At 47.7% G+C, this 25,376-nt stretch carries 18 protein-coding genes and 1 pseudogene; 12 read left to right on the top strand and 7 right to left on the bottom strand.

Annotated elements, in window-relative coordinates; translation table 11 throughout:
- Positions 1-358: 358 nt before the first annotated feature.
- The 6 genes from ACR6Z4_RS15830 to ACR6Z4_RS15805 all read left to right on the top strand — a co-directional run bounded on the left by ACR6Z4_RS15830 (position 359) and on the right by ACR6Z4_RS15805 (position 7,187).
- A complete protein-coding gene (locus tag ACR6Z4_RS15830) occupies positions 359-1,903 on the top strand; it encodes an amidohydrolase family protein (RefSeq protein ID WP_479718259.1) in 1,545 nt (514 codons plus the stop codon).
- Positions 1,904-2,099: 196 nt separating this feature from the next.
- Positions 2,100-3,182: an ABC transporter substrate-binding protein gene (locus tag ACR6Z4_RS15825; protein WP_479718258.1), complete on the top strand. Its 1,083-nt coding sequence runs from the start codon at positions 2,100-2,102 to the stop codon at positions 3,180-3,182.
- A 96-nt stretch (positions 3,183-3,278) separates the two neighbouring features.
- Positions 3,279-4,190, top strand: a complete 912-nt coding sequence (locus ACR6Z4_RS15820; protein WP_479718257.1) for an ABC transporter permease — start codon at positions 3,279-3,281, stop codon at positions 4,188-4,190.
- Positions 4,191-4,373: 183 nt separating this feature from the next.
- On the top strand, positions 4,374-5,180 hold the full coding sequence (locus ACR6Z4_RS15815) for an ABC transporter ATP-binding protein (protein ID WP_479718256.1): 807 nt from the start codon (positions 4,374-4,376) through the stop codon (positions 5,178-5,180).
- A gap of 20 nt (positions 5,181-5,200) precedes the next feature.
- A complete protein-coding gene (locus ACR6Z4_RS15810) occupies positions 5,201-5,692 on the top strand; it encodes a TIGR03943 family putative permease subunit (protein ID WP_479718255.1) in 492 nt (163 codons plus the stop codon).
- On the top strand, positions 5,679-7,187 hold the full coding sequence (locus ACR6Z4_RS15805) for an amidohydrolase family protein (protein ID WP_479718254.1): 1,509 nt from the start codon (positions 5,679-5,681) through the stop codon (positions 7,185-7,187). Before ACR6Z4_RS15810 ends, ACR6Z4_RS15805 begins: the two co-directional genes overlap by 14 nt.
- Here ACR6Z4_RS15805 and ACR6Z4_RS15800 read toward each other — a convergent pair.
- The 4 genes from ACR6Z4_RS15800 to ACR6Z4_RS15785 all read right to left on the bottom strand — a co-directional run bounded on the left by ACR6Z4_RS15800 (position 7,139) and on the right by ACR6Z4_RS15785 (position 12,227).
- Positions 7,139-8,515 carry an amidase gene (locus ACR6Z4_RS15800; protein ID WP_479718253.1) on the bottom strand — a complete coding sequence of 459 codons (1,377 nt, stop codon included), beginning with the start codon at positions 8,513-8,515 and terminating at the stop codon, positions 7,139-7,141. The genes ACR6Z4_RS15805 and ACR6Z4_RS15800 overlap by 49 nt on opposite strands.
- A 9-nt stretch (positions 8,516-8,524) precedes the next feature.
- A complete protein-coding gene (locus ACR6Z4_RS15795) occupies positions 8,525-9,940 on the bottom strand; it encodes an amidase (RefSeq protein ID WP_479718252.1) in 1,416 nt (471 codons plus the stop codon).
- A gap of 116 nt (positions 9,941-10,056) precedes the next feature.
- Positions 10,057-10,464 carry a hypothetical protein gene (locus tag ACR6Z4_RS15790; RefSeq protein WP_479718251.1) on the bottom strand — a complete coding sequence of 136 codons (408 nt, stop codon included), beginning with the start codon at positions 10,462-10,464 and terminating at the stop codon, positions 10,057-10,059.
- Positions 10,465-10,775: 311 nt separating this feature from the next.
- The gene (locus ACR6Z4_RS15785) at positions 10,776-12,227 is read right to left on the bottom strand and encodes a toll/interleukin-1 receptor domain-containing protein (RefSeq protein ID WP_479718250.1); all 1,452 of its coding nucleotides are present in this window, start codon (positions 12,225-12,227) and stop codon (positions 10,776-10,778) included.
- A gap of 649 nt (positions 12,228-12,876) precedes the next feature.
- On the opposite strand from ACR6Z4_RS15785, the gene ACR6Z4_RS15780 reads away from it, so the two are divergent.
- The 5 genes from ACR6Z4_RS15780 (at position 12,877) to ACR6Z4_RS15760 (ending at position 19,803) form a co-directional block, all read left to right on the top strand.
- A complete protein-coding gene (locus ACR6Z4_RS15780) occupies positions 12,877-14,349 on the top strand; it encodes a DUF2157 domain-containing protein (RefSeq protein ID WP_479718249.1) in 1,473 nt (490 codons plus the stop codon).
- 184 nt (positions 14,350-14,533) lie between these two features.
- Positions 14,534-15,202, top strand: coding sequence for a GDYXXLXY domain-containing protein (locus ACR6Z4_RS15775; protein ID WP_479718248.1), 669 nt, complete (start codon positions 14,534-14,536; stop codon positions 15,200-15,202).
- A gap of 488 nt (positions 15,203-15,690) precedes the next feature.
- Positions 15,691-15,918: a hypothetical protein gene (locus tag ACR6Z4_RS15770; RefSeq protein ID WP_479718247.1), complete on the top strand. Its 228-nt coding sequence runs from the start codon at positions 15,691-15,693 to the stop codon at positions 15,916-15,918.
- A gap of 449 nt (positions 15,919-16,367) precedes the next feature.
- Complete coding sequence (locus ACR6Z4_RS15765; RefSeq protein ID WP_479718246.1) at positions 16,368-17,189, top strand: SDR family NAD(P)-dependent oxidoreductase; 822 nt, start codon at positions 16,368-16,370, stop codon at positions 17,187-17,189.
- A 397-nt stretch (positions 17,190-17,586) separates the two neighbouring features.
- On the top strand, positions 17,587-19,803 hold the full coding sequence (locus ACR6Z4_RS15760; protein ID WP_479718245.1) for a calcium-binding protein: 2,217 nt from the start codon (positions 17,587-17,589) through the stop codon (positions 19,801-19,803).
- A gap of 144 nt (positions 19,804-19,947) precedes the next feature.
- On the opposite strand, the gene glyA is transcribed toward ACR6Z4_RS15760, so the two are convergent.
- Complete coding sequence (gene glyA / locus ACR6Z4_RS15755; RefSeq protein WP_479718244.1) at positions 19,948-21,231, bottom strand: serine hydroxymethyltransferase; 1,284 nt, start codon at positions 21,229-21,231, stop codon at positions 19,948-19,950.
- A 456-nt stretch (positions 21,232-21,687) separates the two neighbouring features.
- Between glyA and ACR6Z4_RS15750 the strand changes: the two genes are divergently transcribed.
- Positions 21,688-21,885, top strand: a complete 198-nt coding sequence (locus ACR6Z4_RS15750; RefSeq protein WP_479718243.1) for a hypothetical protein — start codon at positions 21,688-21,690, stop codon at positions 21,883-21,885.
- 62 nt (positions 21,886-21,947) lie between these two features.
- On the opposite strand, the gene ACR6Z4_RS15745 is transcribed toward ACR6Z4_RS15750, so the two are convergent.
- Together ACR6Z4_RS15745 and ACR6Z4_RS15740 are read right to left on the bottom strand one after the other, a co-directional pair.
- A complete protein-coding gene (locus tag ACR6Z4_RS15745) occupies positions 21,948-24,221 on the bottom strand; it encodes a COR domain-containing protein (protein ID WP_479718269.1) in 2,274 nt (757 codons plus the stop codon).
- A gap of 150 nt (positions 24,222-24,371) precedes the next feature.
- Positions 24,372-25,118: pseudogene (locus ACR6Z4_RS15740) on the bottom strand (leucine-rich repeat domain-containing protein); the annotation flags it as partial.
- Positions 25,119-25,376: the final 258 nt, after the last annotated feature.

The following is a 25,376-nucleotide window of genomic DNA, read 5'->3' as shown; positions in this document are numbered from 1 at the left end:
AGGTGCCGCTTGGCACTAGCGCAGCATCCCTGAAGCCTTTCAAGCCAACCTGTTTGCTCACGCTCAGGTTTTTAACTAAATTTAATCAAGCTTGAGGGCTGATAGCAAGAACCGGGTCTATTGCAGACCTGATTCTTGTTTACCAATTCTCAAAAATCCTACTACAAATCTCACCAGAGAGCGGATGTGAGACACCGTCTCCCGTACAGGGAACGAAGCGCCCTTACCCCTGCTGTGTAGCCAAGATTTAAGGGATTGGTACGATTGCTGAATTGGGGCGATCGCCGTTGATAGACACCATCAATCGCTAACCCAATTTGCAGGTTCACTGGTTACACGTCATTCATTTGGAGGGTGCATGTCCTCATCGCTGATTCGTGGCAAATACTTGATTTGCAAAGCCATTAACCATACCGACGTCGAGATGATCGAGGGTGGTGCCGTCTTTCAAAAAGATGGCAAAATTGTTGAAATTGGTCACTATGAAGACTTAGCGGCAAAGTATCAGCCCGACCAGGTGTTCGGTTCTCCAGACCATGTGGTTTTGCCTGGATTTGTCAACTGTCACCATCATGTCGGGCTGACTCCCTTTCAACTCGGTTCTCCCGATTACCCGTTGGAACTGTGGTTTGCCAGTCGCTTAGCCGCAAGAGATGTCGATCTCTATCTCGATACCCTGTATTCCGCCTTTGAGATGGTGGAGTCTGGAATCACCACCGTACAACATATCCATGGCTGGCGATCGGGACCTGCCACAGACTGGGTTGGGGTTGCCAATCAGGTGATTCAAGCCTATCAAGACCTGGGAATGCGATCGTCATACTGTTTTGCAGTGCGCGATCAAAATCACTTCGTTTACGAACAAAACGAAGAATTTATCAAAAAACTGCCACCCCACATTGCCCCCGAGATGGCAGAAATTCTCAAAAATCAAGAAGTTCCCTTACAAGACTATTTAGACTTTTTTGAGGCGTTGTGGCAGAAATGGGATCGCAATGAAGGAGGACGAACCCGGATTCAACTTGCTCCCGCCAATCTGCACTGGTGTTCGGATAAAGCACTAGACGCTTTGCAAACTTACTCCATGAAATATGAAGTAGGCATGCATATGCATCTGCTAGAGACACAATACCAAAAAGAATATGCCTATCGTCGTACGGGCAAAACAGCGGTTCAGCACTTGCATGACCTGGGTATGTTGGGATCACACATGACCCTGGGGCATGGGGTTTGGTTAACTGAAGAAGATATTAATTTAGTCGCAGAAACCGGCACGATGGTTTGCCATAATGCCAGCTCAAACCTGCGCTTGCAGAGTGGCATTGCCCCTTTAAATTACTACACCCAGAAAGGTGTGGTTATCGGTATGGGGTTAGATGAAGCTGGAATTAACGACGATCGCGATATGTTGCAAGAAATGCGATTGGTACTAAAACTACATCGTGTGCCGGGAATGGATGCAGTGGTGCCAACCTCACCGCAGGTCTTTCAAATGGCAACCGAACACGGCGCAAAAACAACTGGATTTGCCAAAGAGATTGGCACGTTAGAAGTAGGCAAGGATGCGGATATCGTTTTGATGGACTGGAATCATATCGCCTATCCTTATCTAGATGAGGAGATTTCGGTGATTGATGCGGTGATTCACCGCAGCCGAACGGCAGGCGTTGAAGCGGTCATGGTAGAAGGAGAGTTGATTTATCAAGACGGTCAATTTACCAGGATCGATAAAGCAATGATTTTAGAAGAACTTGCCACGTTGCTCAAGGTACCCAGAACGGAGGCAGAGCAACGGCGACAAGTTTTGGCGAAGGAGGTGTTTCCCTATGTCAAACAGTTTTATGACGGTTGGCTAGATCATCATCAATGCGATCCGTTCTATTGCCAAAATTGTCGTCATTAGACCTCTGAGCTGGGGTAGTGAGCTGTGATATGACAAACAGTCCTAGCAATCTCAAACACTGTAGTTAAAAGAGGTTGATTCCACTGGTTCATTGGCAAAGTCAGATGCATTTGCCAAGTCATCGACCGAAGCCAGCATCAACTCCTAATCGTCTCAAACACATTCTTTTTTGTCGGAACAATTGAGGACTCTCACAATGCTAAATTCATTCAGAAACTTTACGGTTGGGGTTCAACGCACGGGTCGTCGGCATTTCTTGAAACTGGGAATTGCCGCCGCTTTTACGCCAGCATTGCTCAATGCTTGTGCGAAGACAGAAACCACAGGTGATAGTGGCAGCAGTTCTCCGGGGGGAACCACTCATTCGATCAAATTCTCGCACGGCAGCGGACTCTGTAATATGCCGTTGTTTTATGCGTCTGAAAAGCAACTGTTTGAAAAGTATGGGTTTAGTGGCTCAACCGCTTTGACGCCAATGAATGCAGATATTGCGGCTCAGTTGGCAACAGGGCAAGTTGAGATGGCAGTGATTCCGTTTACCAATGCGATCGCCGCATATACCCAGGGGGCTTCATTCCGTGTGGTTGCAGGCAGTGGGGTGCAAGGATTGATTGTGGTTGCCAAGCCTGAGATCAAGAGCTTCCAAGACTTAAAGGGCAAGAAAGTCGGCACATTTCAGGCAGATACTCTGGATATCGTTGTGTACGACTATTTGCAAAAGAATAATATGTCTTATAGCGATGTCGAGATGGTCTATTTTGGCGACTCCACGGAAATGTTGAATGCTTATCTGGCAGGGCAGGTGGACTGCATCAGCAGCATTGAACCTTACGCAACCAAGGCGAAAACTTCAACCAATGGCAATATTTTGGGGGATGGCACCGACATCTATGGCGCAGGCTATCCCGATTGCGTGGTTGCGGCTCGCAATGAGTGGATTGAAAACGAACCGGAACTGGTGAAGAACGTCATTCGCACCTTCTTTGAAGCGCAGTATTTGATTGAAAATGATTTTAAGGGTGCGGCGGAAACCACAGTGGGCAAGTATTACAAGACGGATCTAGATAGCCTGTTGCAAGCTGCACAAGCACAGCCTCCTGGTGTGGATATTCGTGACAAACGCGACTTTATGTATTCCCGTGCAGATAGTATGATGGCACTCAACTACATCAACCAGAAACCGGATGAAAATTTCGTCGATTTCTCGTTGCTGGAAGCTGTGATTGCAGAGAGTCCTGAACTGTGGCAACGGGTGAAAACCAAAGCAACATCGGTTTAGGGTTCCCTTCCGGGTAAGAGCGACGTATTTAGATCCAACGCTTCACCCTCATCATTGAGCCACGCTAGTTAGCGGCGATCGCCCTTCTAAATTATCATGTTGAAATCAAAGCGTAACCCACCCAGTTCAGGGAGTTCTAATACGTTGCTGCCCGTATCAGACATTGAAAAACAGCGGCGATCGCACTCACTCAAGCGATGGTTGAAAGTTTCCCTTGCCAACATCGGCTGGTGGGTGCTTTCTATCAGTTTGTTTCTAGGAATCTGGGAACTGTTGACCGTTTTAGGGTGGGTGAATACGCTGATATTGCCGCCACCGCACCAATTTTTAGCAGAGATTGCTAATCAAGAGCAATTCTTAATGCCACAGATTGGGGTTGAGCGAACAGGTGCTAACTTTGTGGCATTAACGGCGATCGTAGCGACCCTGAAGCGAGTTCTCACGGGGTTAGTATTGGGCTTTATTGCCGCTTTAGTCTTCGGTTGTCTTGCCTCTTACTTCAAGATTTTTGGCAAGCTAACGCTCCCGGTGATTACCCTACTTGCACCGATCGCCCCTGTCGCCTGGATTCCACTGGCAATTTTAGCCTTTGGGATTGGCGATAGTGCAGCGATTTTTGTGGTGTTTGTCGGCATCTTTTTTATTCTCACGCTGGGCACCATCAACAGCATCAATAAAGTCGATCAGGTCTATATCAATACCGCACGAGTGCTGGGTGCCAGCCGCAGCCAGGTAATGCGACATATCATCATCCCTGCGATCATTCCAGACTTATTTGTAATTTTACGGATGAACTTGTTTGGCGCATGGATGGCAGTGTTAGCTGCTGAAATGGTGGGTGTGAATACAGGTCTGGGGGCGATCGTCATGGTCGGGCGGCAAATGTTTAACGCCAAGTTGATGTTTTTAGGCATGGCAATGATTGGCATTGTCGGCTACTTGCTGGATGTAGGGTTTGCCCAGATTCAAAAGCGAGTGTTGTGGTGGAAGAGTAATGCGCAGATTTGATCACAGCTAATAGCTATTAGCTAATAGCTATTAGCTAACAGCCGACAGCCAACAACCCACGGCTAACAACTAATAGCCAATAGCTAACAGCTAACAGCTAACAGCTAATAGCCAATAGCTAACAGCTAACAGCTAACAGCTAACAGCTAATAGCTAATAGCTAACAATCATCCGGAGAAAGTTATGGGTGAATTAATTTGCAAGAATATCTCCAAAGCGTGGAGTTTGGGCACTGCCGATGAACTCTTGACGCTGGATGATATTAGCTTTTCGGTACGATCGGGGGAGTTTGTGGTTGTCATTGGACCCAGTGGCTGTGGCAAAAGTACGTTGCTGTCAATGTTGGCAGGTCTAGAAATGCCGACAGCAGGAACGATTCTGCACAATGGCAAACCGATTACGGCACCCGATCCCGATCGCTCTTTAATTTTTCAACAGCCGTCTTTATTACCCTGGCTTTCATTGATTGATAACGTGGCTTTTGGCTTAACGTTGAAAGGATTGAGCAAGAAAGACAAGTACCAACGAGCCGAACAGTTTCTTTCGCAAGTAGGGCTACGTAGCTTTGCTAACAAGTACCCTCATCAACTTTCGGGAGGGATGCAACAACGAGCTTGTATTGCCCGTGCCCTCTGCCTGGGAGCGGATATTATTTTGATGGATGAACCGTTTGCAGCACTGGATGTGCAAACTCGTTATAACATGCAAAAGTTTTTGCTAGAGATTTGGGAAGGCTCTGGCAAAACAGTGGTATTTGTTACCCATCACATTGATGAAGCTGTATATTTAGCAGATCGGGTAATTATTCTGACGGCTCGACCAGGGCGGGTGTTACAGAGTGTAGATATTTCAATGCCTCGTCCGCGAGATGTGATCAGTCCAGAGTTTGAGCGACATCGGGCAATGTTTATCGAACATCTTCGGGCAGAGGTGACCAAAGCCTTTGCCGAACAAGAGTTAGCCGAAATGTTGGATACTCGGATCAAGTAAAGAGGTAGGCGATCGCGTTCATGTTAAAAACACTGCTACACCATTTAACCGATCGGATTCTCAGTAAGCCTGCGATTCCAGAACCAAGTAGCACAGATGAATCAGGCATTGATGTTTGGCGCTATGCAGAACCTGCTGGAGACGAACCCGATCCGTTGAAACGAAACATATTGCAGTGGCGACGCTTAATTTCATCGGTGCGCGATCCCTTAGCCGAATTTCCGGGTCAATCGGTTCATCTCATTGGGTTTGTCCAACACACGCCCAACCAGGATGAGCAACAATTTACTCTGGCGCGTCCCATCATTCGCTGTTGTCTGGCAGATACGGTGCCGTTGGGCTTGGTGATTCATACCGATAAGGCAGCTCAATTTGAAGCCAATACCTGGTTGCAGGTTCAGGGTCAATTTGCGGCGATCGCTGTACAAAACAAGCAAGTTTTGATGATTGAACCCACAACCATTCAACCGATTCCCGAACCCAAAAAAATTTATATTAATGGCGTCTTCTAATGTATTGATCAAACAGGGATTGGTGTTGGTTAATGCCGAGGAAGCGGCGATCGCCAATACTGATATTTTGATTCAATCGGGCAAAATTCGTGCAATTGCACCCAATTTAGATCCTCCGCCGGAGACGCAAATCATTGATGCATCCGGTTTGCTACTGGCTCCAGGGTGGATCAATGGACATTTTCATTCTCACGAACATTTTCATAAGGGACGGTTCGACAATCTGCCTTTAGAACTGTGGATGCACTTTGTTCGTCCACCGATCGCGCCACCTCCTTTAACCCCCGAACAGGTCTACTTGCGAACGATGATTGGGGCGATCGAAGCGTTGCGGACGGGCACAACCTGTGTGGTGGATGATGTCAATCATGCCCCTGATTTTTCTAAAGACTGCATTGCCGCTGTGTTTCAAGCCTATCAAGATATCGGCTTGCGGGCATTGGTCAGTGTAAGTTTGTTTGACTTGCCGTTTTATCGATCTGTCCCATTTTTTGATCAGGAAATGCCCGCAGTACTGCGATCGCAATTGGATGGGCAAACTCAACCAGATCGCCATTTTTTGCTGGATCTGGTAGCTGAATTAGCTCAGACCTATTCACCCCATCATCATCGGGTGGGATTGATTGTGGCTCCGTCTGCGCCGCAACGATGCAGTGATGCGTTTTTGCACCAGGTCAAACAGCTGGCAGATACTTACAATCTACCGATGATGATGCACTTGCTGGAAACTCGTTTGCAAGTCGTCACAGGTCGCCTTTCCTATGGGTGTTCGATGGTTGAGCATTTGGCTGAATTGGGCATTCTTTCACCCCGTTTGGCGTTGCAACATTGTGTTTGGTTGACAGCGCATGATATTGAAATATTGGCGCAGTCCGGAGCCAGTGCCGTTTACAATCCCCTATCTAATTGCAAGTTGGGTAGCGGTCGAATGCCGGTGCGATCGCTGTTAAACGCTGGTGTAAATGTGGCACTGGCGAGTGATGGTTGTGGGTCTAGAGATAGTTTAAATATGCTGTCGGTGGTGCAAGCTACTGCCTTGCTGAACAAATCCCCCCTTGACCCACCAGAGCAATGGATCTCCGCAGAAACAGCGTTTGCTCTGGGCACAGAAGGCGGCGCAAACGCCTTTGGACAATCAGGGCAACTGGGACAGCTCAAACCCGGCTATCAAGCCGATTTGGTGGGCTATCGGCTCGACAAAATGCCATTTGTGCCCTTAAATCATCCGTTGCGGCAATTGGTCTATGCAGAAACGGGTTCAGCCGTTGATTTAGTGGTGGTAGATGGCAGGGTTGTCATGCAAGCTGGGCGGTTGACCCAGGTAGATGAAGCGGGATTGATTCAAGAGATTTTGGCAACCCATCAGCACCTGTTGCCCATGCTAGAAGACTCAGAAACAACCGTACAACAGTTTTTACCCCACTATCGACGGATTTACGATCGCTGTCAGATGGAAGCGATTGATCCAACCCTGCTGACCCCTGACGCTCGATAATCAAGGTTGGCAGGCAGGTGTTGTATTGCCCATCGAGCGATCGCCAACACATGGGTATCTGCACCCCGTTGACCCACCAATTGGACGGCTAGGGGTAAGCCATCTGTTGTTTGACCTGCTGGAATGCTGATGGCAGGGAGCCCAGCCAGCGACCAGAGGGCACAAAATTTAGACGACCCGGTATCATCCAATCCATGAGGTGCGGCTCCAGCGGTGACGGGGGTCAGGATGATATCAAATTCGCTCAAAATGCGGGCAAGTTCGATGCTATACGCGACCGTGTCTTGACGGGCTTGCGCATAAGCGATCGCCGATAATGTTCTCCCCTGTTCAATCCATGAACAAAGTTGGGGAGACATCAGATCACAATGGCGATCGTAATCCGCACCAAAATGATAAGCACATCCAGCCGCAACGAATGCGTTAACTGTCTCCAAATGACGATCGAAGATTGGAGGTAGATCGATCGGTTGCACTGTTGCTCCGGCGATCGCCCAGGCTTCAGCACTCTGCTGTAACACGGTCTGAGCAAGGGGATCTACATCCGCCCAGAAAGTGCCTTGAATCACAGCAATTTTAGGGGGTATTGGTAGGGGCGTCAGGGCAAGATCGAGATCGAATGATCCACCCCAGCAATCTGGATCACGTCCATCGGCAACTGCCAGCACAGACATCAGCAAGGCAATGTCGTCGATCGTCTGGGCAAACAGACCCACATGATCGAGATCTCGACTGAGCGGCAACACACCGTAGCGAGAGATTGCCCCGAAGCTAGGTTTAAATCCTAAAACCCCACAGTAGGCTGCCGGACGAAGCATAGATCCCACGGTTTGAGTGCCTATAGCTAGAGGCACCATACCCGCCGCAACGGCAGCAGCTGAACCACTGGAACTGCCGCCAGGTGTGTGATTGGGGTGATGAGGATTGGTAGTTTTACCCGCACGAGCGATCGCATATTCTGTCAACACGGTCTTGCCCATAATCACGGCTCCAGCGGCGCGCAATCGGGCGACCACTGCCGCGTCATACCCCAGTTGAGTGCCGTCATGAATCGACGTTCCCCAACCCGTCGGCATATCGAATGTTGCCATGTTATCTTTAACGGCGATCGGAATACCCAATAACGGTTTATCTGATATTCTCTGGTTGATCAATTCGTCACAGGCGATCGCCTGTTGCAACGCTTTCTCTGCGTCTAGATAATGCCATGCGTTGACAACGGCTTCACGTTCAGCGATGCGATCGAGATAGGTCTGTATTAAAGACTGGCAGGAGTGCCCGGAGTGAAGATAGCTGAAAGCGTCAGTGACGGTGACTGGATGGGACATAAATAATGTTCAACCTGCCCAATGATGGCGGAAATTCAACTCTTCCTGCAACAAATACGCAAACTGCAAGAGTGCGGCTTCTCCATGGGGTTTGCCGACTAATTGTAAACCAACGGGCAGCCCCGATGCCGTCCAACCGCACGGAATGGATAGGGTTGGCAATCCTGTCAGCGAGATGATGTACGTGATTGCTAAATAATCAATCATATTGCCCAAAGGTTTGCCATCAATATCTCGGATTTCAAGCTGACTATTGGAGAAAGGCAACAGGCTAGAACAGGGTGTGGCTAGAATATCATAGCGTTCGAAAAACTCCAGAAAGTTCAGGTAAATACGACCGCGATCGCTCTCTGCTTGCAAAAAATCTGCGGCAGTAATGCCTAACCCTTGCTCAACATTCCAGCGAAAATTTTCCGAAACCTGATCTCGATACTGATCTAAATGATGGTTATAACTGTGCCATAAAATAGCGGCTCGCAATACTTCAAATACTCGTTGTGCCCCAGTGCAATCGGGATGATCCACCGTCACCGACTGACAAACAGCAGACACCTGAGCGATCGCCGTTTCTACGATATTGGCAACGTCTTGGGAAACGGGTGCAATTCCTAAATCTCGACTATAACCAACCCGAACGTGATGACGTATCTGTTGCAGACTGGCAGCCGAAAAATCGGGCGTCTCCCAGCTCGATTGAGCGATCGCCGTTGGATCTCGCGCATCGGCACCTGCCATCACCGACAACATCAACGCCGCATCTTCAATACAGCGCGCAAAAATCCCATCACTCACCAACGTATCCCAGAGCAACGGTTTGGGAACACGCGGAATTCGCCCGATGGACGGACGTAACCCCACAATGCCACAAAAGCTGGCAGGCATTCGCACCGAGCCACCCATATCCGTTCCCTGTGCCAGAGGACACATCCCCGCAGCGACCGCAACTGCCGAGCCACCACTGGAGTTGCCGCAGGTTTTCTCCAGGTCATAGGGATTGGCAGTCGGACCTAATAAGGGATTGCTGGTCGTATCCCCCAAGCCAAATTCAGGCGTATTAGTTTTGCCAATTAAAATCGCTCCGGCAGATCGCAGACGAGCAACACACAGCTCATCAACTAAGGGAACGTGATCCCTGTAAATGGGTGACCCATAGGTGGTGCGAACGTCTGCGGTATCGGTTAAATCTTTTACGGCAAAAGGAATGCCATGTAAGGCTCCAAGTGAATGACCCTGAGCGATCGCCGCATCGGCTATCTGGGCAGCTTGCAGCGCTTGATCTCGACACGTCGTCATAAATGCTTTGAGCTGGCGATCGGTCTGGTCAATCTGCTCAAAACACGCCTGGATGACATCTACCGCACGCACCTGTTGGGTTCGCAATGCCTGTGCCAACTCAATGGCAGATTGTTGAGAGAGGGGGTTCATCAATTCTATAGCGCTGTGCGGGTTGATTCAGTCCGGCGTTGTGGGGCGCTCTGCGCCCCACAACGCCGCTTCTAGACTTAACGAACTTGCACGGATATAAGGCGCGGGCATAGTATCTACTTATCGGGTAAATCGATCCCCAGATAAGTTTTGCTCAAATAGCGAGTCAGCCGCCGCATAGGTTTGGTCGCCGATGCCAGGTTGTCGCGACCTGCGCTCCCTGTTGTCGTAATGCCGATTAACCCAGCAAAATCAGTCTCTGACATATCGCCAGACTGATACTTTTGAAAGGCGTCCACGACAGTAATTAATTCATCGACCGAAAATTGAAATCCATTTTTAGCGGCAAAGTCTGTTACAACAGGTGCCCGTTCTCCTTTGAGAGCTTCTGACTCTGCGGCATCGAGTTCTGTTGCACTACTAATGTTGCCATCTCCTACACCGAGCAACGCTTCCAACTGTTGGCGTAAGGCTTCATCTTCGGCAGTTTTGTGCATAAATTGTAAGACGGTTGAAGTTGCCATCTTAAACATCCCCACATGCTAAATCGCCAAAATCATAACAAGAGGTTTTGGGCTTACTGCTAAATCAAAACGGAAATTTAATGCTTTGCCGTGGGATGTTATGGGTTGTTAACAAGAATACGTAAAAACGAGTGTCATAGTAGCCGAGAGGCTGGTTGAACAGGGTGCAGAGGTGCAACCCCTGGCTGAGGGCGCAACCCACACACCCAATGTCCTAAGGATCATGACTTGAATCAAAACCCAATTCTTTTTGAGCGCGACGGCGGAGCCGTCACGCTCAAAAAGAATCACAGGTTAATTCATCAGGCATCCTAAGGGTTGGCTGTGTCAGACTCAGCCAGTTGTTTGCGATCGCTCTGAGCCGCAGACATCGTCAGCGAATAGGTTACGCGTAAGATAATAGCGCCCAAAATCAGTAAACAAATGAACGTGATGACGTAGGCAATGATCAGTGCTTGACGGATAGTTTGCTTGATCTGCAACGCATATTCTGCACTGAAATCTACCCCAATGCCACCGACAAAATTCCCCTGAGAATCCTTCAGGGGCGCATAAATCGAAATCCAGGTGCCCCACTCATCGGTGTAGGGAGTCGTGTTCACCGTTAGTTCTGAAAGACCTTTATATAACTGGGTTTGAGCAGGATCAGCAATGTAAGATTGTTTAAACCGAGTTGCCGTTTCGGCGCGAAGATTGCGATAGACATCACCAATCCATAGCACTTCATGATCCTCTTTCCCTCGCACAAAGGTATACGCATAGGCGCGGGGTTCTAACAGATGAATGGTTTCTAGCCATTCCTGATGTTGTTGATAGATTGCATTGTTGGCAGGGACACTGGTGCCAGGTTCTAAATCGAGACTGGCTAGGCTCTCAAAGTCATCTCCATTCATGCCTTCGATCGCCCCATTGACGGTATCGATCATATTTTCTTTGATCAATTCAACCGCTTTGTGAGTCGCAAACTGAACCACACAATACCCTGCGATCGCAATCACGGCATTTGCGGCAATAGCAGTAATCGCAATGATCTGTCGGGCTCGAATTTGAGCCTTCATCCGTTCTGATTCTGCGGTACGGCTAGCGTTAATATATTCAGCTTGCAGTTTGGTCGCTTTGGGCTTTTGTTCGATGGCTTTAATCAACCACTGCTCTGCTTCAAATAGATCCTGCCCCCGCAACAAGAAGCTATCATTGTGACTCTTGGATTCCCATTCCAGGGCACGCACCAGCAACCGCGTATGGGCGCGAACATAGCCCAAATCTGTCTCGATAGCAATGATGAGATCGCGAAAAGCAGTATCAAATTTGTCAGGATCCTGGAAAAACAGCCAATTTTGAGACGCGATCGCCGTATGCACCAACGACATATCAAACCCTTCTCGCCAAACAATCGGCATAATCCGTTTATTCAGTTTGGCAGCATACTCTACTTCATTGCGACAGACGGGCGACGCCACCGATTCAGGGCTAATCACAAACACAAAGGTATCAGCCGCTTCAATTCCCGACTCGATCGCATTCCACCAGTTTTCCCCTTTTTGAATATCGTCCCAGTCAACCCAGGGATCGCGCCCCAATGCTCTAAATGCACTATCTAACTTTTTAACAAAGTCGGTGTCCCGGCGAGAGTAAGAAATGAAAATATCGTTTTTCAGGACTTCGGCAGGATTAATATTTTCATTTTCAATTGCATATTCAATTGCAGTTGTAATACCAGGCATGGCAGTGCTACCCAAATTCAAAGAATGATCCCGAACCATGACGAATCACAGATTCCCAAGACCAACGGGTTGGGTTAATCTGTAATCCTACGGAAATTTTGAGTGGAGATTGTCAGAATCTTTACCTTCTGTTGCGTACAGAAAAGTCCAGAGATACTGTAAATCTATTCTTCCCGGAAAAAATCAAAGACAGTAAAGTCAGTCAAAGTTCCTGAAGACAAATATTCAGCTTTTAACTAGGTAGATGCAGCCCGCTGTAAGTAAATATAAGGGCAAAATGGCGCGTCCTTGTGACAGTTGATGCAGTTGGTTGAAGATCGTCTGTTCAGCTGTATGGGGCGATCGCTATTCATTAGGGGTTGCCAGTCCAGTGGCGATCGCTCGATGAATACGAGGTAACACAGGGAAATACATAGGTTACTCTGTAAGGTTCAGCAGGTAGACAGCGTTGAGAGGGTCGAATTACGGAGTAGCCAAACTTCATTTTCCTTTAAAAAAAATAGATTGTCGAGCGGTGGCGATCGCCTCCAATAGACTCAACATCTTGCCAATTGCGAAGGTGTCATATTCTTTCAAGCCAACGGTTATTCAGATAAGACACCTTAGGATCAGATTAAAACAATTCACAAAAAAATCATCCCCAGATTAGCAACACCGACATTCTGTCGTGCTTGGAGAACGATACACAATGACTTCAGATAAGTTTCGACGGCAGTTATATCAAGAAGCTCGGCAGTGGCAAACAGAAGGTTTGATTAATGCTGAGCAATTTCAACAATTTGCAACACGATATCAATTCGACACATTGGCAACGGTCGCTCGCGATCGCTTTGTCGTCATTTTGATGAGTTTGGGGAGTGTGTTGTTGGGGTTGGGGGTCATCACCTTTGTGGCAGCCAACTGGCAAGCGATCCCCCGTGCCATGAAAGTGTTGATGCTCCTGAGTTTATTTGTGGGCATCAGCACAACAGGGTTCTATTTATGGCGGCAACCCTCGCGCTTGCCCGATGGCAGGGAAGGCTGGCACCAGCGCATGGGTCAAGGATTGTTGCTGCTGGGTGGGTTGGTTTTAGGTGCCAATATGGCACTGATGAGCCAAATTTTTCACCAGAGCGGACCCCCTCACTACCTGTTCTTGCTGTGGGCATTAGCAGTACTGGGCACAGCTTACAGCTTACGCCTACCGTCTATGGGAATCCTGGCGATTCTGCTGATGGGGATTGGCTATTGGACAGGGATTCGCGATCGCTATCGGTTTGATGAAAATTCCTGGTTAGATTATTTAATCACCTATATGCCATTGCTCTCGGCAGGGTTGTTTGTGCCGCTGGCACACTGGTGCCGTTCACGGGTCATTTTTGGCTTAGGGGCGATCGCTGTCTTAACCTCTTTAACCCAAAGCTTTTTCGACTTGCGCCATCTATTTGACTACAACCAGGTGCCGGGATTGGTTGTTGCAATCGGGTTCACCTTTGCTCCCGCGTTGCTTTGGAGTTATGACGACACCTTATGGTCACGGGTGCTCCGGCGTCCCTCATTGGAGCAGTCGTTTAAGCCGATCGCCCGCGTTTTAACCGGCATTTCGTTAGGGTTTTTACTATATATTGTGTCTTTCCATTGGTTTTGGGATGACTATGCGACACCCGTCCCCTTGACCCAACAGTTGGCAGGGCTGTTTCCTCAAGCATCCTCGTGGCTATGGTATGCGGATCTGTTTGTGTTAATGCTGGTGTTGATTGGGCAATGGATTGTCCTGGCGATGCCGCAACGATCGGGTGGGCGCTGGGGTTTCACATCAACCGATAGCATGATGTTGGCGTTTTTGCTGGTGTTGGGCTTGATCCCGTTCTGGCATTGGACGATTGATCCAATTCAGGCGATCGCCACCTATCTGTGTAATGTGTTGCTATTTTTGTTTGCCAGTCATTTGATCCGAGAGGCGATCGCCCACGGACGACGCCTGCAATTTTGGAACGGCATGATGTTGCTCACCCTACAAATCTTGAGCCGCATGTTGGAATACAGCACCAGCCTCCTATTCAAATCACTGGCATTAGTTTTATGTGGCGTCGGTGTCATCCTCATCGGACTCTGGTTTGAACGCTATGTCCGGCGACTCAATCCCGCCGCCGAAATCGAGAGTCCAGCCATAGAGAGTTAGGAATGGGAATTAAATAACTCCGATGATTTGTTGTACGGGCGAACGGCCGTTCGCCCCTCCAAACGATCCAATATTCGATCTTATTTAATCCACGATCCTTAGAAAAAGGGTTGAATAACGAGCGACTAGCTCGTTATTCAACCCTCTACCCCTTCACCTCTTCACCCTTTATCCCTTGCTGTTTATGACGACGACAACTTCTCCTCAACCTCGACGCATAGCTGGGTGGCGGTTTTGGATACCGCTGGTGTTACAGGTCTTACTGATTCTGGCAATTCCGGCACAGGCTGCGTATATTCAAGCCACCGGACGAACCGTCACCTTGCAAGTTGCACCTGTAGACCCCTACGAATTTTTGCGCGGCTATTCAGTCACCCTCACCTACGACATTTCTAATAGTGATACGTTGAAAAAATTACCCGGTGGGCAAGCATTAGTAGCAGATTCTAGTATTGATACGCCCAATACATCCCCCGGACAGACAACCGTCTTACCCCAAACCGATTTTTATGTAATTTTAGAAGCGCCCCTCGACCTCAACGCTCAACCGCCCAAAGCCTGGAAACCTGTTTCCATCAGTCGCGATCGCCCTACCAATCTACCTGCCAATCAGGTCGCACTTAAAGGTCGGGATGACTACGGTTGGGTGCAGTATGGGCTAGAGACTTACTACATCCCCGAAGATCAAAAAGATGACATCAATACGCAAATTAACGACCTGCAATTTCCAGCCAACATTCCCTGGGAAGATCGTCCCAACAATCCGCCTATCGTGGTTGAAATCAAAGTAGGTAAAAATGGGCAGGCAGTTCCGCTCTATCTGTGGTTGAGCGATCGCAAGTATCAGTTTTAAAGCGGCGATCGCCATCATGCAGATGCTGGGCTGAAACGCTGCACTCTGTGCAGCGTTTCAGCCTATTAACCGTATTGAGCGCGCGGCGCGCGCTCAATACCCATACTCTCCCTGAGCGCGAGGCGCTATCTTTCAATGCACATTTGGGGTGGGTACGGAAAGAGAGTCATCAATAAATTTGAATAAGAGAATTAATATACATAATTTTGTCTGACCACTATATTTTAGCGAATCACTTATATCCGACTCAGTTTTCTTTTTACAACCCTTGATTTTTCAGGATCACTCGCTGCCCAGCAATTCGATTTAGTGATAGTCTCACCTGCTTGCATGCCCCACAGCCACATTCCAGAAAATGAGTGAATTGTAAAGTTTTACAAAACATAGGTTGCAGCGATTAAGAAATGTTGCAAGTCCAAAGTGAAGTTGCTAACGTCAGTAGACAGATGGCTTTTAGTCAACGCCGAACGGAGGCACAAAAACTATGATTGATTTCATTCCGGGTTCTGCGATCGCCTGTTGAACGTCAGACCTCATTCGCAGATACTTCTCTAGCAAATTCAACCATCTTTCGTACTTCGACCTTTGGTTTAGGAAGTATCTTGATTCATCACCTCAGCAACGATAAGTTCACGATTCAATCTGTTTCATTTGCCTGTTTGCTAGCAGACTGTATTCTCTGGCTTGATAGTCACCGCCATCTGACACCGTTATAGTTTCCATCGGGGTGTTTCCCTTGAAATACCTCATCTGCTATCCCTCGTCCCCAACATCCCTCTGTTGCAGGTGGTAGCAGGGTTTAACCCCTTGCTGAAGGGAACCCCCATTCCTATCGGTCGTAAAACTTAGAATCAACCCTTGAATACAACCCCCTACCAAAACTCCGGGTTTGTTCAAGCCATCTTTTCAGTCCATCGTTCTAAGTTTTCGTCACGTCCCAGGCTATTACAGCCATTTTCAATTGATTAAGCCACAGTTTTTTTGTTGTGTGCCGCGCTCCGTGCGGCACACAACAAAAAAACTAAACATATTCAAGCGCGAAGCGCTGTAAGTAATCCATCACAATCCATTGCAAATCTGGCGTCACGCAGCACACTGGATGAGATTCAGTTGTGTTCCCTACAGCTTTCGCTGTGCTGCATGACCTCATCGTTGGAGGTTTTCTATGAACATTCGAGGAAAAACAGCTCTCGTCACTGGAGCATCTCGTGGTATTGGCTATGCGATCGCCCTCGAACTGGCTCAACAGGGTATAAAGCGTCTGTTGCTGGTGGCTCGCGATCGCCAAAAGTTAGTAGAAGTAGCGGCTGAAGTCCAAGCATTGGGAGTCGAAGCGATCGTTTTACCCCTTGACCTGGCTCAACCGATTGAGGTGAATGTGGCGATCGCCAAAGCATGGCGCGATCATGGTCCGATTCATCTCCTGGTGAATTGTGCCGGGGTTGCCCATCAATCAACCTTCCTTAAATCTCGTTTGCCCAACGTGCAACAAGAGATTTCAGTGAATCTAGTGGGGCTTTATACCATCACCCGGTTGATTGCTCGCCGCATGGCAGCCCAGGGCGAAGGCAGAATTGTCAATGTTTCCAGCCTCATGGGCAAAATCGCAGCGCCCACCATGGCAACCTATTCTGCCACCAAGTTCGCTATCCTGGGCTTTACCCAGGCCTTGCGGGGAGAACTAGCCGCTTACAATGTCCAGGTTTCCGCCTTATTGCCTTCCCTTACAGATACCGATATGGTGCGAGACTTCAAATGGTTTCGCTGGGTGGTTCCAGCCACTCCCCAGGAAGTAGCTCAAGCGTTGGTAGTTGGCTTACGGCGTGAATCACCCGAAATCTTAGTCGGGTGGCAAAGTCATCTGGCAGTCTGGTGCAGTCATCTGGCACCGTGGCTGGTAGAAAAAGTGGTGCAGGTTTCGGCACCCCTACCTGCTCAACGCAGACGGCGATCGCCCTTTAAACCAATTCGAGCAGCAGCTCGTTAATCTGGCATTTGGGACTGATTGCCTGGTTACAACATGCTGTAGGATGACGGCGAGATATAGACCTCCGAGGTTTGCGAAACCTCGGAGGTCTTGGGGGAGTGGGTCTTGTGACGCACAATCAAAGATCGACGACCCCAAGATGTAACGCTGACAAAGTAGCCAAAATAAAATAAATCCCCGTCTAGTGAAGGTGTGGCTTCACTAGACGGCTATTTGATGCAATCGTAGATCTCTTCTCTAGTTCTTCTCTGTTGCTCTCTACTCTAAGGATCGTGGATTAAATAAGATCGACTATTAAATCGTTTGAAGGGGCGAACGGCCGTTCGCCCGTACAACAAATCATCGACGTTATTTAATTCCCATTACTAAGTGAGCAGAACGATAACAGAGAAGCACCATGTCCATTATTGGAAGCGATCGCAACGATATCTTGATTGGATCTGAGATCCTCGACGATATCTTTGGAGGATTGGGCGATGACCAACTCTATGGTCGCGGAGACAACGACATTCTCGACGGTGAAGCGGGTGACGACCAACTCTATGGTGAAGCGGGCAATGACACCCTGCGGGGTGGTCAGGGCAGTGATTTGCTGAATGGGGGTGCCGGAAACGACTATATCAGCAGTGGTACAGGTCTTGCCGACCCCGATCTAGAAAGCATCGATACGTTGTCTGGAGAAGACGGTAACGATCTACTCTTTGCTGGCAATGGCAACGATGTATTGGATGGAGGAACGGGAAATGACGTTCTGTTTGGCAGCTTTGGGCTGGATGTATTGCGCGGCGGCACCGGAGACGACTATCTCGCAGGGGGTCCCGGTAGCGATCAATTGGTCGGTGGGGATCAGCTGATCGGGGGGGATGGCAACGATACGTATGTTTTAGATCAATTAGAGGATAGTCTGGAAGAAACTGGCAGTGGCATTGATACGGTTGAAATTGAAGGCATCCATTTTCAGACCTATACGCTGGGTAACCATTTAGAAAATCTGGTGTTGATTGATGCTAGTTTGCCGATCGCGGGTACTGGCAATGCGCTGAACAACAAGATTCAGGGCAATTCTGAAATCAATACCCTAGAAGGGTTGGATGGTAACGATCGCCTTTACGGATTTTATGGCGAGGATATCTTGCTGGGTGGTGCAGGAGCCGATCTCGTCAGTGGTGAAGCCGGAAATGACACGCTCACGGGTGGGGATGGCAGCGATTATTTTGTCTTTACAGATCCGGTGTTTGATGGCACAGATGAGATTACAGATTTCACAGTTGCTGAAGACACGATCGCCCTCTACATTCCGCCGCAGTTTGGCAATAGCAGCTATGGCAATGTCGTATTTACGCCTGATAGCACGATCGCAGCCAGTCAATTTCATATCGGTAATCAAGCAGCCGATAGTAGCGATCGCTTTATCTACGATGATCAAACCGGAGCATTATGGTTTGATGCTGATGGCACAGGGGCAACCGATGCGATACAAATTGCCACGTTATCTGGTGGGTTAGCGCTAACCCACGACGATATCTTCGTCTTTCACTACGTCGAACAACTGAATAATGCACCTGGCAGTCAGAATCCCAACAACCCCATTCACGGGACAGCCGCCGATGATGTGTTGTTTGGTACCGCAAATCCAGATGCGATCCAGGGGTTGGCAGGTCGAGATTTGATCTATGGGGGTGGAGGCAGTGCCACGGACTTGCTGACGGGTGGAAGCGGAACCGATTATTTTTACTTTGCCAATCCAACCACCGACGGGATCGATCGAATCGTCGATTTTAGCGTTGCAGATGATGCGATCGCCATTTTTGCCGGTGCGACCGGATCGGGGTATAGCAATGTGGGGTTAAAGCTGAATGCTGCACTTTCAGCCGATCAGTTTCGTTGGGGAACTGTAGCAACCGATGCCAGCGATCGCTTTATTTATGATTCAGTCTCTGGCACTTTGTTTTTTGATCCCGACGGGATTGGAGCCGCCAGCCAGATTCAGATCGCCAGCCTGGCAACCGGACTCAATCTCACCGCTGATGACATTATTGTGTTTGATAACTACAACGCTCACCTTCCTGGCGGTGGCGGCAATGGCGGCGGTGGCGGCAATGGTGGTAGCGGGAATGGCGGTGGTGGCGGGAATGGCGGTAGTGGCGGGAATGGCGGTGGTGGCAATCAACCACCGATTCGAGGTACATCGGGTCGAGATGTGTTGGTCGGTACCGCTGGTGATGATGTGCTGTTGGGCTTAGGCGGTAGCGATCGCCTGATCGGTGGCAATGGTGATGATGTTTTGAAAGGGGGTACCGGAAAGGATCGGCTATTGGGGGGTGCTGGCAATGACACACTCTGGGGAGGTGCTGGCTCGGATGTCATCTCCGGCGGCAAAGGTCGAGATAGGTTTGTGTTAGAACAAGGTGCAGGGCGAGATGTAATTCGAGATTTTCGCGATCGCACAGATCGATTGGGACTGACGCCAGGCTTAAGTTTCCGTGACCTATCCATTACCCAACAGGGCAACCATACCGTAATTCAAGTGGGCAATGATCCGCTCGCCATTCTCAAAGGGGTAAACGCCAATCAAATCACTGCCGCCGATTTTATCCGCATCACAGCTGCCTGATAGAGCCATCCCCAATGGATTGAGAGAGGCGCACCCCTGAAGGGGTGCGTCTCTTAACAAAACAAGTGTGGCTGGGGGCGTTGCACCCAGCCACGTTATCCTAAATTTGGCAAGAGCTTGGTAATTGTAAGCGCCGCCAAATGCCTATGCTAAAACGGGTTGTGGGATCGTCAGGTGGGGATAGAGGGGAAAGCGATCGCACAATTGCGCCACCCGTGAGCGACAATCCGCTGCCACTGTCTCATCATCAGGGTTGAGCAGGCGATCGGCAATAATATTGGCAATTTCGGTAAACTCGACCGCACCCATGCCGCGTGTCGTCATTGCAGGCGAACCCAGACGCAGACCACTGGTAACAAACGGCGATTCTGGGTCAAATGGCACCGTATTTTTATTTGCCGTAATATTTACCCCACTGACCAGTTGATCGGCTAACTTACCTGTCATGCCAATCGACCGCAAATCGACCAGCATCAAGTGATTATCCGTACCCCCCGAAACAATCTTGAAGCCCCGTTGTTGCAACTGAGCTGCCATTGCCTGGGCATTTTTGATCACCTGGGCAGAATAGTCTTTAAATTCAGGTTGTAGAGCTTCGCCAAAGGCAACCGCTTTCGCCGCGATCACATGCTCCAACGGGCCCCCCTGGCTCCCTGGAAAAACAGCTTTATCAAACTTTTTACCCAGTTCGGCATCGCGGGTGAGAATCAATCCGCCGCGAGGACCCCGCAAGGTTTTGTGGGTGGTCGTGGTCACGACATCGCAATAAGAAATCGGGCTGGGATGATGCCCCGTAGCAACCAGTCCAGCAATATGGGCAATATCTGCCATCAGATACGCACCAACTTCATCGGCGATCGCCCGGAACTTATCAAACTGGATGATGCGAGGATAGGCAGAATAGCCGCAGATAATTAGCTTCGGACGATGCTGCAATGCCACCTGACGCACCAGGTCATAGTCCAACTGCTCCGTTTCCGGGCTAACCCCATAGTGCTGCACCTTAAACCACTTACCCGACACATTCACCGGCGAACCGTGGGTCAGATGCCCCCCATGCGACAAATCCATGCCCATGATGGTATCTCCCGGCTCCAGCATGGCTAGAAACACAGCAAAATTTGCCTGGGCACCCGAATGGGGTTGAACATTGGCGTGGGCAGCACCAAATAATTCTTTTGCCCGATCAATTGCAATTTGTTCGACGCCATCTACAAATTCACAACCGCCGTAATACCGCTTTTTGGGCAACCCTTCAGCATACTTATTGGTCAGCACCGAACCTTGAGCTGCCAACACAGCTGCGGAGGTAAAGTTTTCGCTGGCAATCAGTTCCAGGTGATCGCGCTGGCGCTGAAGTTCTTGCTGAATCAAATTTGCGACTGTTGGATCAGTCTTTGTCAAAAAATCTAAATTCGTTTGAGTCACAAACACGCTCCCCGCAATCAAGGCAGAACTACTCAAAGGCAGTATTGCTGAACATTGGGATGGTTTTGAACCCTAAACCAACTGTTTAAGGTTCAAAACCATCTCTAAAAATTAGCAACACCTAAACGCTGATGATGTTGATTCGGAGTCACTCACCGACAGGATTGCCAGAGCCGATTTCCCCGCAATGTACTATGATAACGCCTCGGCATTGCTTAATGGTGAGATATTTTTCAGTAGAACACCGGAGGGGCTACGGTACAAAAGTATCACCCAAATGTAGGATCGTAGATTTAATCACCTCTTCATAAAAGTTGGTATTAGTATCCTGGCACGGTAGATCTACAAGCTAACTCATTACACTATGTATGTTTTGACCCATCCTGCCGGGGTGAGTACCATAAAATATACAAGTGAGGACAACGATGGGGATCGCTCACTCTATCGGGGGTTCATATGTTAGTCATCATGATGGAAAATCAACTGATCGCACCGCAACAGGTTTGTCAGACGTGTTTGATGGCAGATCAAAGTGGTCAACCCCGCTGGCACCACGGAACACTTCGCTGTGGTCGAGCGTTACAAAAAGCGATCGAAACGCAACCCGAACAATTTGAGTGTCAGATGGGGTTCCGGGTCGCCAATATTGAGTGAGTAAGAACGTGTTAAGAACCGTTCTTAATACGTTAAGTGACTGACAAACTCTATGTTTAAAGTTACTCGGCAATTTTAGTCTCGATCGCTTTGAAAATTGCCTCAAAATTTGTTCCCTGATGGATTTCAGGGGTCAATGTGTTCATATCTTTTAAGGTATTGGTCAGTTCTGCGATCGCCCCTCGAATTTTGGTATAGAGGTCAATCTCATCGCGCAACCCTTGTAAATTAGCAGCGCCAACGGTTTTCATGGCGTCATCGAGTTCGGCTATCTGATCTTCCCAATGCTTAATGTAGCGGATGCGCTGAACGGGTTTGTAGATGTTGGCATCACTGAGAACAATCGGAAAAATGCGATCGTAAAACTGTCCGTTTTGGGCAATTTGTACCAGCTCAAACATACAGTTTTCAGATTTCAAATATTTTTCGCTGAGAATCACGATTACGGCTTTGCCTCGACCGATCGTTTCCATAAATTGTTTAATTTGTCCCTTGTACCCCAGGTCGCGTTTATCGCGGATGATCATGACACCTCGATCCTGAAACGCTTGATCCAGTTGATCGGCGATCGCTTCACTTTCACCACCCCAGGCATAGGAAATAAACACAGCTTTTTCGGATGACAATTGAGGTTGGTTAGTCATAGGGCGATCGCTTACTTGCTTCGAAAATTGTGAGTTTGGGGTAATTAGAGAAGGTGTGACACTCGTCGGACTCAGCCAATCTTGCTCAGGCGACTGAAAATTTTCTGGATCAAATCGGCTCATGCGCTCAAGATATCGCTCTTGTTTGCGATCGATAACGTCATCGAGCAAACTGGTAACATTCGCTTCGTGATAAGGAGGATTGCCACACTCGACCGTTGTTTTTCGATGGGCTATCCGTTCACGCAGTTTCTCATATTCATAGAAATGAGGCGATTGATTATCTTTACAAACTGGGCAATTACAAGGAATCAACTTGTGATATTTCAGACGGTTGTTGTAAGAGTTATGAATTTTGCCTAATTCATGGGTAACCACTGTCATCAGATCGCGCTTGTGCTGACCCATCACCCGAATTTTGATTTCTCGTTTACCGTAATACTCAATGACCTCTGCCTTTGTCCCATCTTTGTGTAACACTACACCACTCTTCCAGACATAGCGCTGCTGGTCGATCAGCTCATGGGTTGCAACAATAAACTGAGTAAGAATGCCCTTGGGCATAAATTCATAGGTGTAGCGCAAGATCAGGTTGCTATCATTTTCCCAATCATAATCGGGCTGATTTTCACTCAACAATTGCGGCGCAATATAGTGACCCGTCCGCCCTGGGATTTCGTAACACAGCTTGAATTTGCACATTAGTTGTAACAGTTCATCTTGCAGATCAGCGTATTCGTCATCGCCCCAAATCACTTCCAGATCGCGACGATTAAACTGTCCCAGATTATTAATCACCTGTGTATTGTCAAGCACTTTGTAAACGGCATTAGTACCCCACTTGGGCTTAAGGATCACTGTTTTCTTTAACAACGCATCATCCTGAAAATGCAAGATCACCCCCAGATCATGCAAATAGCCGCTGAGTTGAAGTTTATCCCGACGTTGACTGAACCCATACTGCTGACAAATGTCGAGAAATTGCTCCAGCGTAATGGTGTTACGCGGATCAGTTTCCAATACCTCCCGCACTCGCACCCAGGTCTTGGGAAGTGGACTGCCCACATGGGGCAGATTGGTGATGTAATGCTTGATCTCGCGCAACACCTCCGGCAACCCGCGATTGGTAGCAAAATTTGTCGCTAGCGTTGTTTTGAGCGTATCAAACTGCCCCCGCAATAATCGCTCATTAATTTCTCTCTGCCGATCTTGCTTTTCGTTTTTGAGAATTAACAAAGGACTATTATCACTAAGCAACTCAACTGTGTTGAGCCAATAATAAAAATCTGTATCTTCCTTGCGATTATCGGCAACCAGAACATATAAAGACCGTTTGGTTAGAAAAAATTGATGGGTTGCATGATAGATTTCCTGTCCACCAAAATCCCAAATATTCACTCGAAATTCCTGACCATCCTCCATTGGGAATTGCCATCGAATCACCTCAATTCCTTTGGTTGAATCCTCTTCTTGCAACTGATACTCAGGATCTTCAATCTTTTTAGAAAGTGTCGTTTTTCCAGCTCCACCTTCCCCAATAATTAACAATTTTGCCTCATATAGATAGTCATTTCCTTCTTCTTCAACTTGTCGAAAATACTCTCGAATGGCTTCAATTCCCTGCTCAACAATTTCTAGAGGCGGCTCCTCAACAGGATTTTCATATAGGCGAAGATCCTTTAACTCTGTCAATTTTAATATTTCAGGATGAATCTTTTCGATGCAATTCAAACTAGATTTTATTTTAGGAGTTGTATTATTTTCTTGAGATCCACCTAACAATCGGCTTGGGACCTTGACTACTCTAGCTACATGCGTATTAGACAAATCTAATTCCTGTAAAGACATTAGCTCATAGATAACATTTGGAATAGAGGAAAATTGATTTCTACCAAGAATTAGAGTTTCGATACAAACCAGGCTTGAAAAACCCGACGGTATGTCAGACAAATTATTGTCGTGTAAATCGAGATAACGCAGATTTTTTAATTTACTTACTGTTTCTGGGAGAGTTTGTAATTCATTTAAACTTAGATCTAATCGTTCTAACAGCTCTAAATCAAGTATCGACTCTGGTATTTTTTCTAGCCTGTTACCGCTTAAGCTAATTGAAGTTAAGCTTGTTTTAGGGAGATTTTTCAAAGATTTATCTAATATAGTTCCTACAGAATTTAACCAACAAGACTCTAAGTATAGTGATTTCAAGCTAACTAAACCTATCAGTGTTTCACAGAGTATATATAATGAATTTGGTGATAGATCAAAATGAGTTGAATTCACTATCAACTTAGTCAGTTTGTTTAAGCCTGTAATAGCTTTATAATTACATTCTGAATCATTTAAAAACATGGGATTTGCGCTTAAATCTAGTGAAGTTAAATTTTCTAGCTTCACTATATTATTAGGAATGTTAGTTAATGCTTGACCACATAGATATAAATGTTCTAAATTTTGAATTTCAAAAACTTCAGGTGGTATTTCAGTCAATCTCTCATGACTGAAGATATTCCTTGATAGATTTAAAGATTTGAGCTGTTGATCCTTAGCAGCTTGGATAGTATTTAGTGCCCATAAAGGAGTAGTACTCATAATTAAGAAATAATGGTGGAAGGTTCAGAAACAAAAGGAACAGAGTAGATAAAAAAAGAAGTAATAAATGATGAAGCTTAATCAATAAATAGTAGAGCTTATCCTGAATTATTCACCAGGGTTTTGGCAAATTCTGAAATCTCTGTACACGTTACACCTTAATTTTATTTATAAAATATACTGACAAAAACAGAATATATCTGGAATCATCAATAATTAAGGCTTGAGGCGTTTTCCAGAAGGAGTTGTGAATAGGCG

The organism is Calyptranema fuscum S582, from assembly GCF_055793305.1.
Note: the sequence above shows the minus strand (reverse complement) of the source record. Positions and strands in the feature narration are given on the sequence as shown.

What these genes read in the sequence shown, in the direction of transcription:
- ACR6Z4_RS15805 (WP_479718254.1), top strand. Translation starts at nt 5,679, where the DNA reads ATGGCGTCTTCTAATGTATTGATCAAACAGGGATTGGTGTTGGTTAAT.
- ACR6Z4_RS15825 (WP_479718258.1), top strand. Translation starts at nt 2,100, where the DNA reads ATGCTAAATTCATTCAGAAACTTTACGGTTGGGGTTCAACGCACGGGT.
- ACR6Z4_RS15780 (WP_479718249.1), top strand. Translation starts at nt 12,877, where the DNA reads ATGACTTCAGATAAGTTTCGACGGCAGTTATATCAAGAAGCTCGGCAG.
- ACR6Z4_RS15820 (WP_479718257.1), top strand. Translation starts at nt 3,279, where the DNA reads ATGTTGAAATCAAAGCGTAACCCACCCAGTTCAGGGAGTTCTAATACG.
- ACR6Z4_RS15810 (WP_479718255.1), top strand. Translation starts at nt 5,201, where the DNA reads ATGTTAAAAACACTGCTACACCATTTAACCGATCGGATTCTCAGTAAG.
- ACR6Z4_RS15815 (WP_479718256.1), top strand. Translation starts at nt 4,374, where the DNA reads ATGGGTGAATTAATTTGCAAGAATATCTCCAAAGCGTGGAGTTTGGGC.
- ACR6Z4_RS15775 (WP_479718248.1), top strand. Translation starts at nt 14,534, where the DNA reads ATGACGACGACAACTTCTCCTCAACCTCGACGCATAGCTGGGTGGCGG.
- ACR6Z4_RS15765 (WP_479718246.1), top strand. Translation starts at nt 16,368, where the DNA reads ATGAACATTCGAGGAAAAACAGCTCTCGTCACTGGAGCATCTCGTGGT.
- ACR6Z4_RS15760 (WP_479718245.1), top strand. Translation starts at nt 17,587, where the DNA reads ATGTCCATTATTGGAAGCGATCGCAACGATATCTTGATTGGATCTGAG.
- ACR6Z4_RS15795 (WP_479718252.1), bottom strand. Translation starts at nt 9,940, where the DNA reads ATGAACCCCCTCTCTCAACAATCTGCCATTGAGTTGGCACAGGCATTG.
- ACR6Z4_RS15830 (WP_479718259.1), top strand. Translation starts at nt 359, where the DNA reads ATGTCCTCATCGCTGATTCGTGGCAAATACTTGATTTGCAAAGCCATT.
- ACR6Z4_RS15750 (WP_479718243.1), top strand. Translation starts at nt 21,688, where the DNA reads ATGTTAGTCATCATGATGGAAAATCAACTGATCGCACCGCAACAGGTT.
- ACR6Z4_RS15785 (WP_479718250.1), bottom strand. Translation starts at nt 12,227, where the DNA reads ATGGTTCGGGATCATTCTTTGAATTTGGGTAGCACTGCCATGCCTGGT.
- ACR6Z4_RS15800 (WP_479718253.1), bottom strand. Translation starts at nt 8,515, where the DNA reads ATGTCCCATCCAGTCACCGTCACTGACGCTTTCAGCTATCTTCACTCC.
- ACR6Z4_RS15790 (WP_479718251.1), bottom strand. Translation starts at nt 10,464, where the DNA reads ATGGCAACTTCAACCGTCTTACAATTTATGCACAAAACTGCCGAAGAT.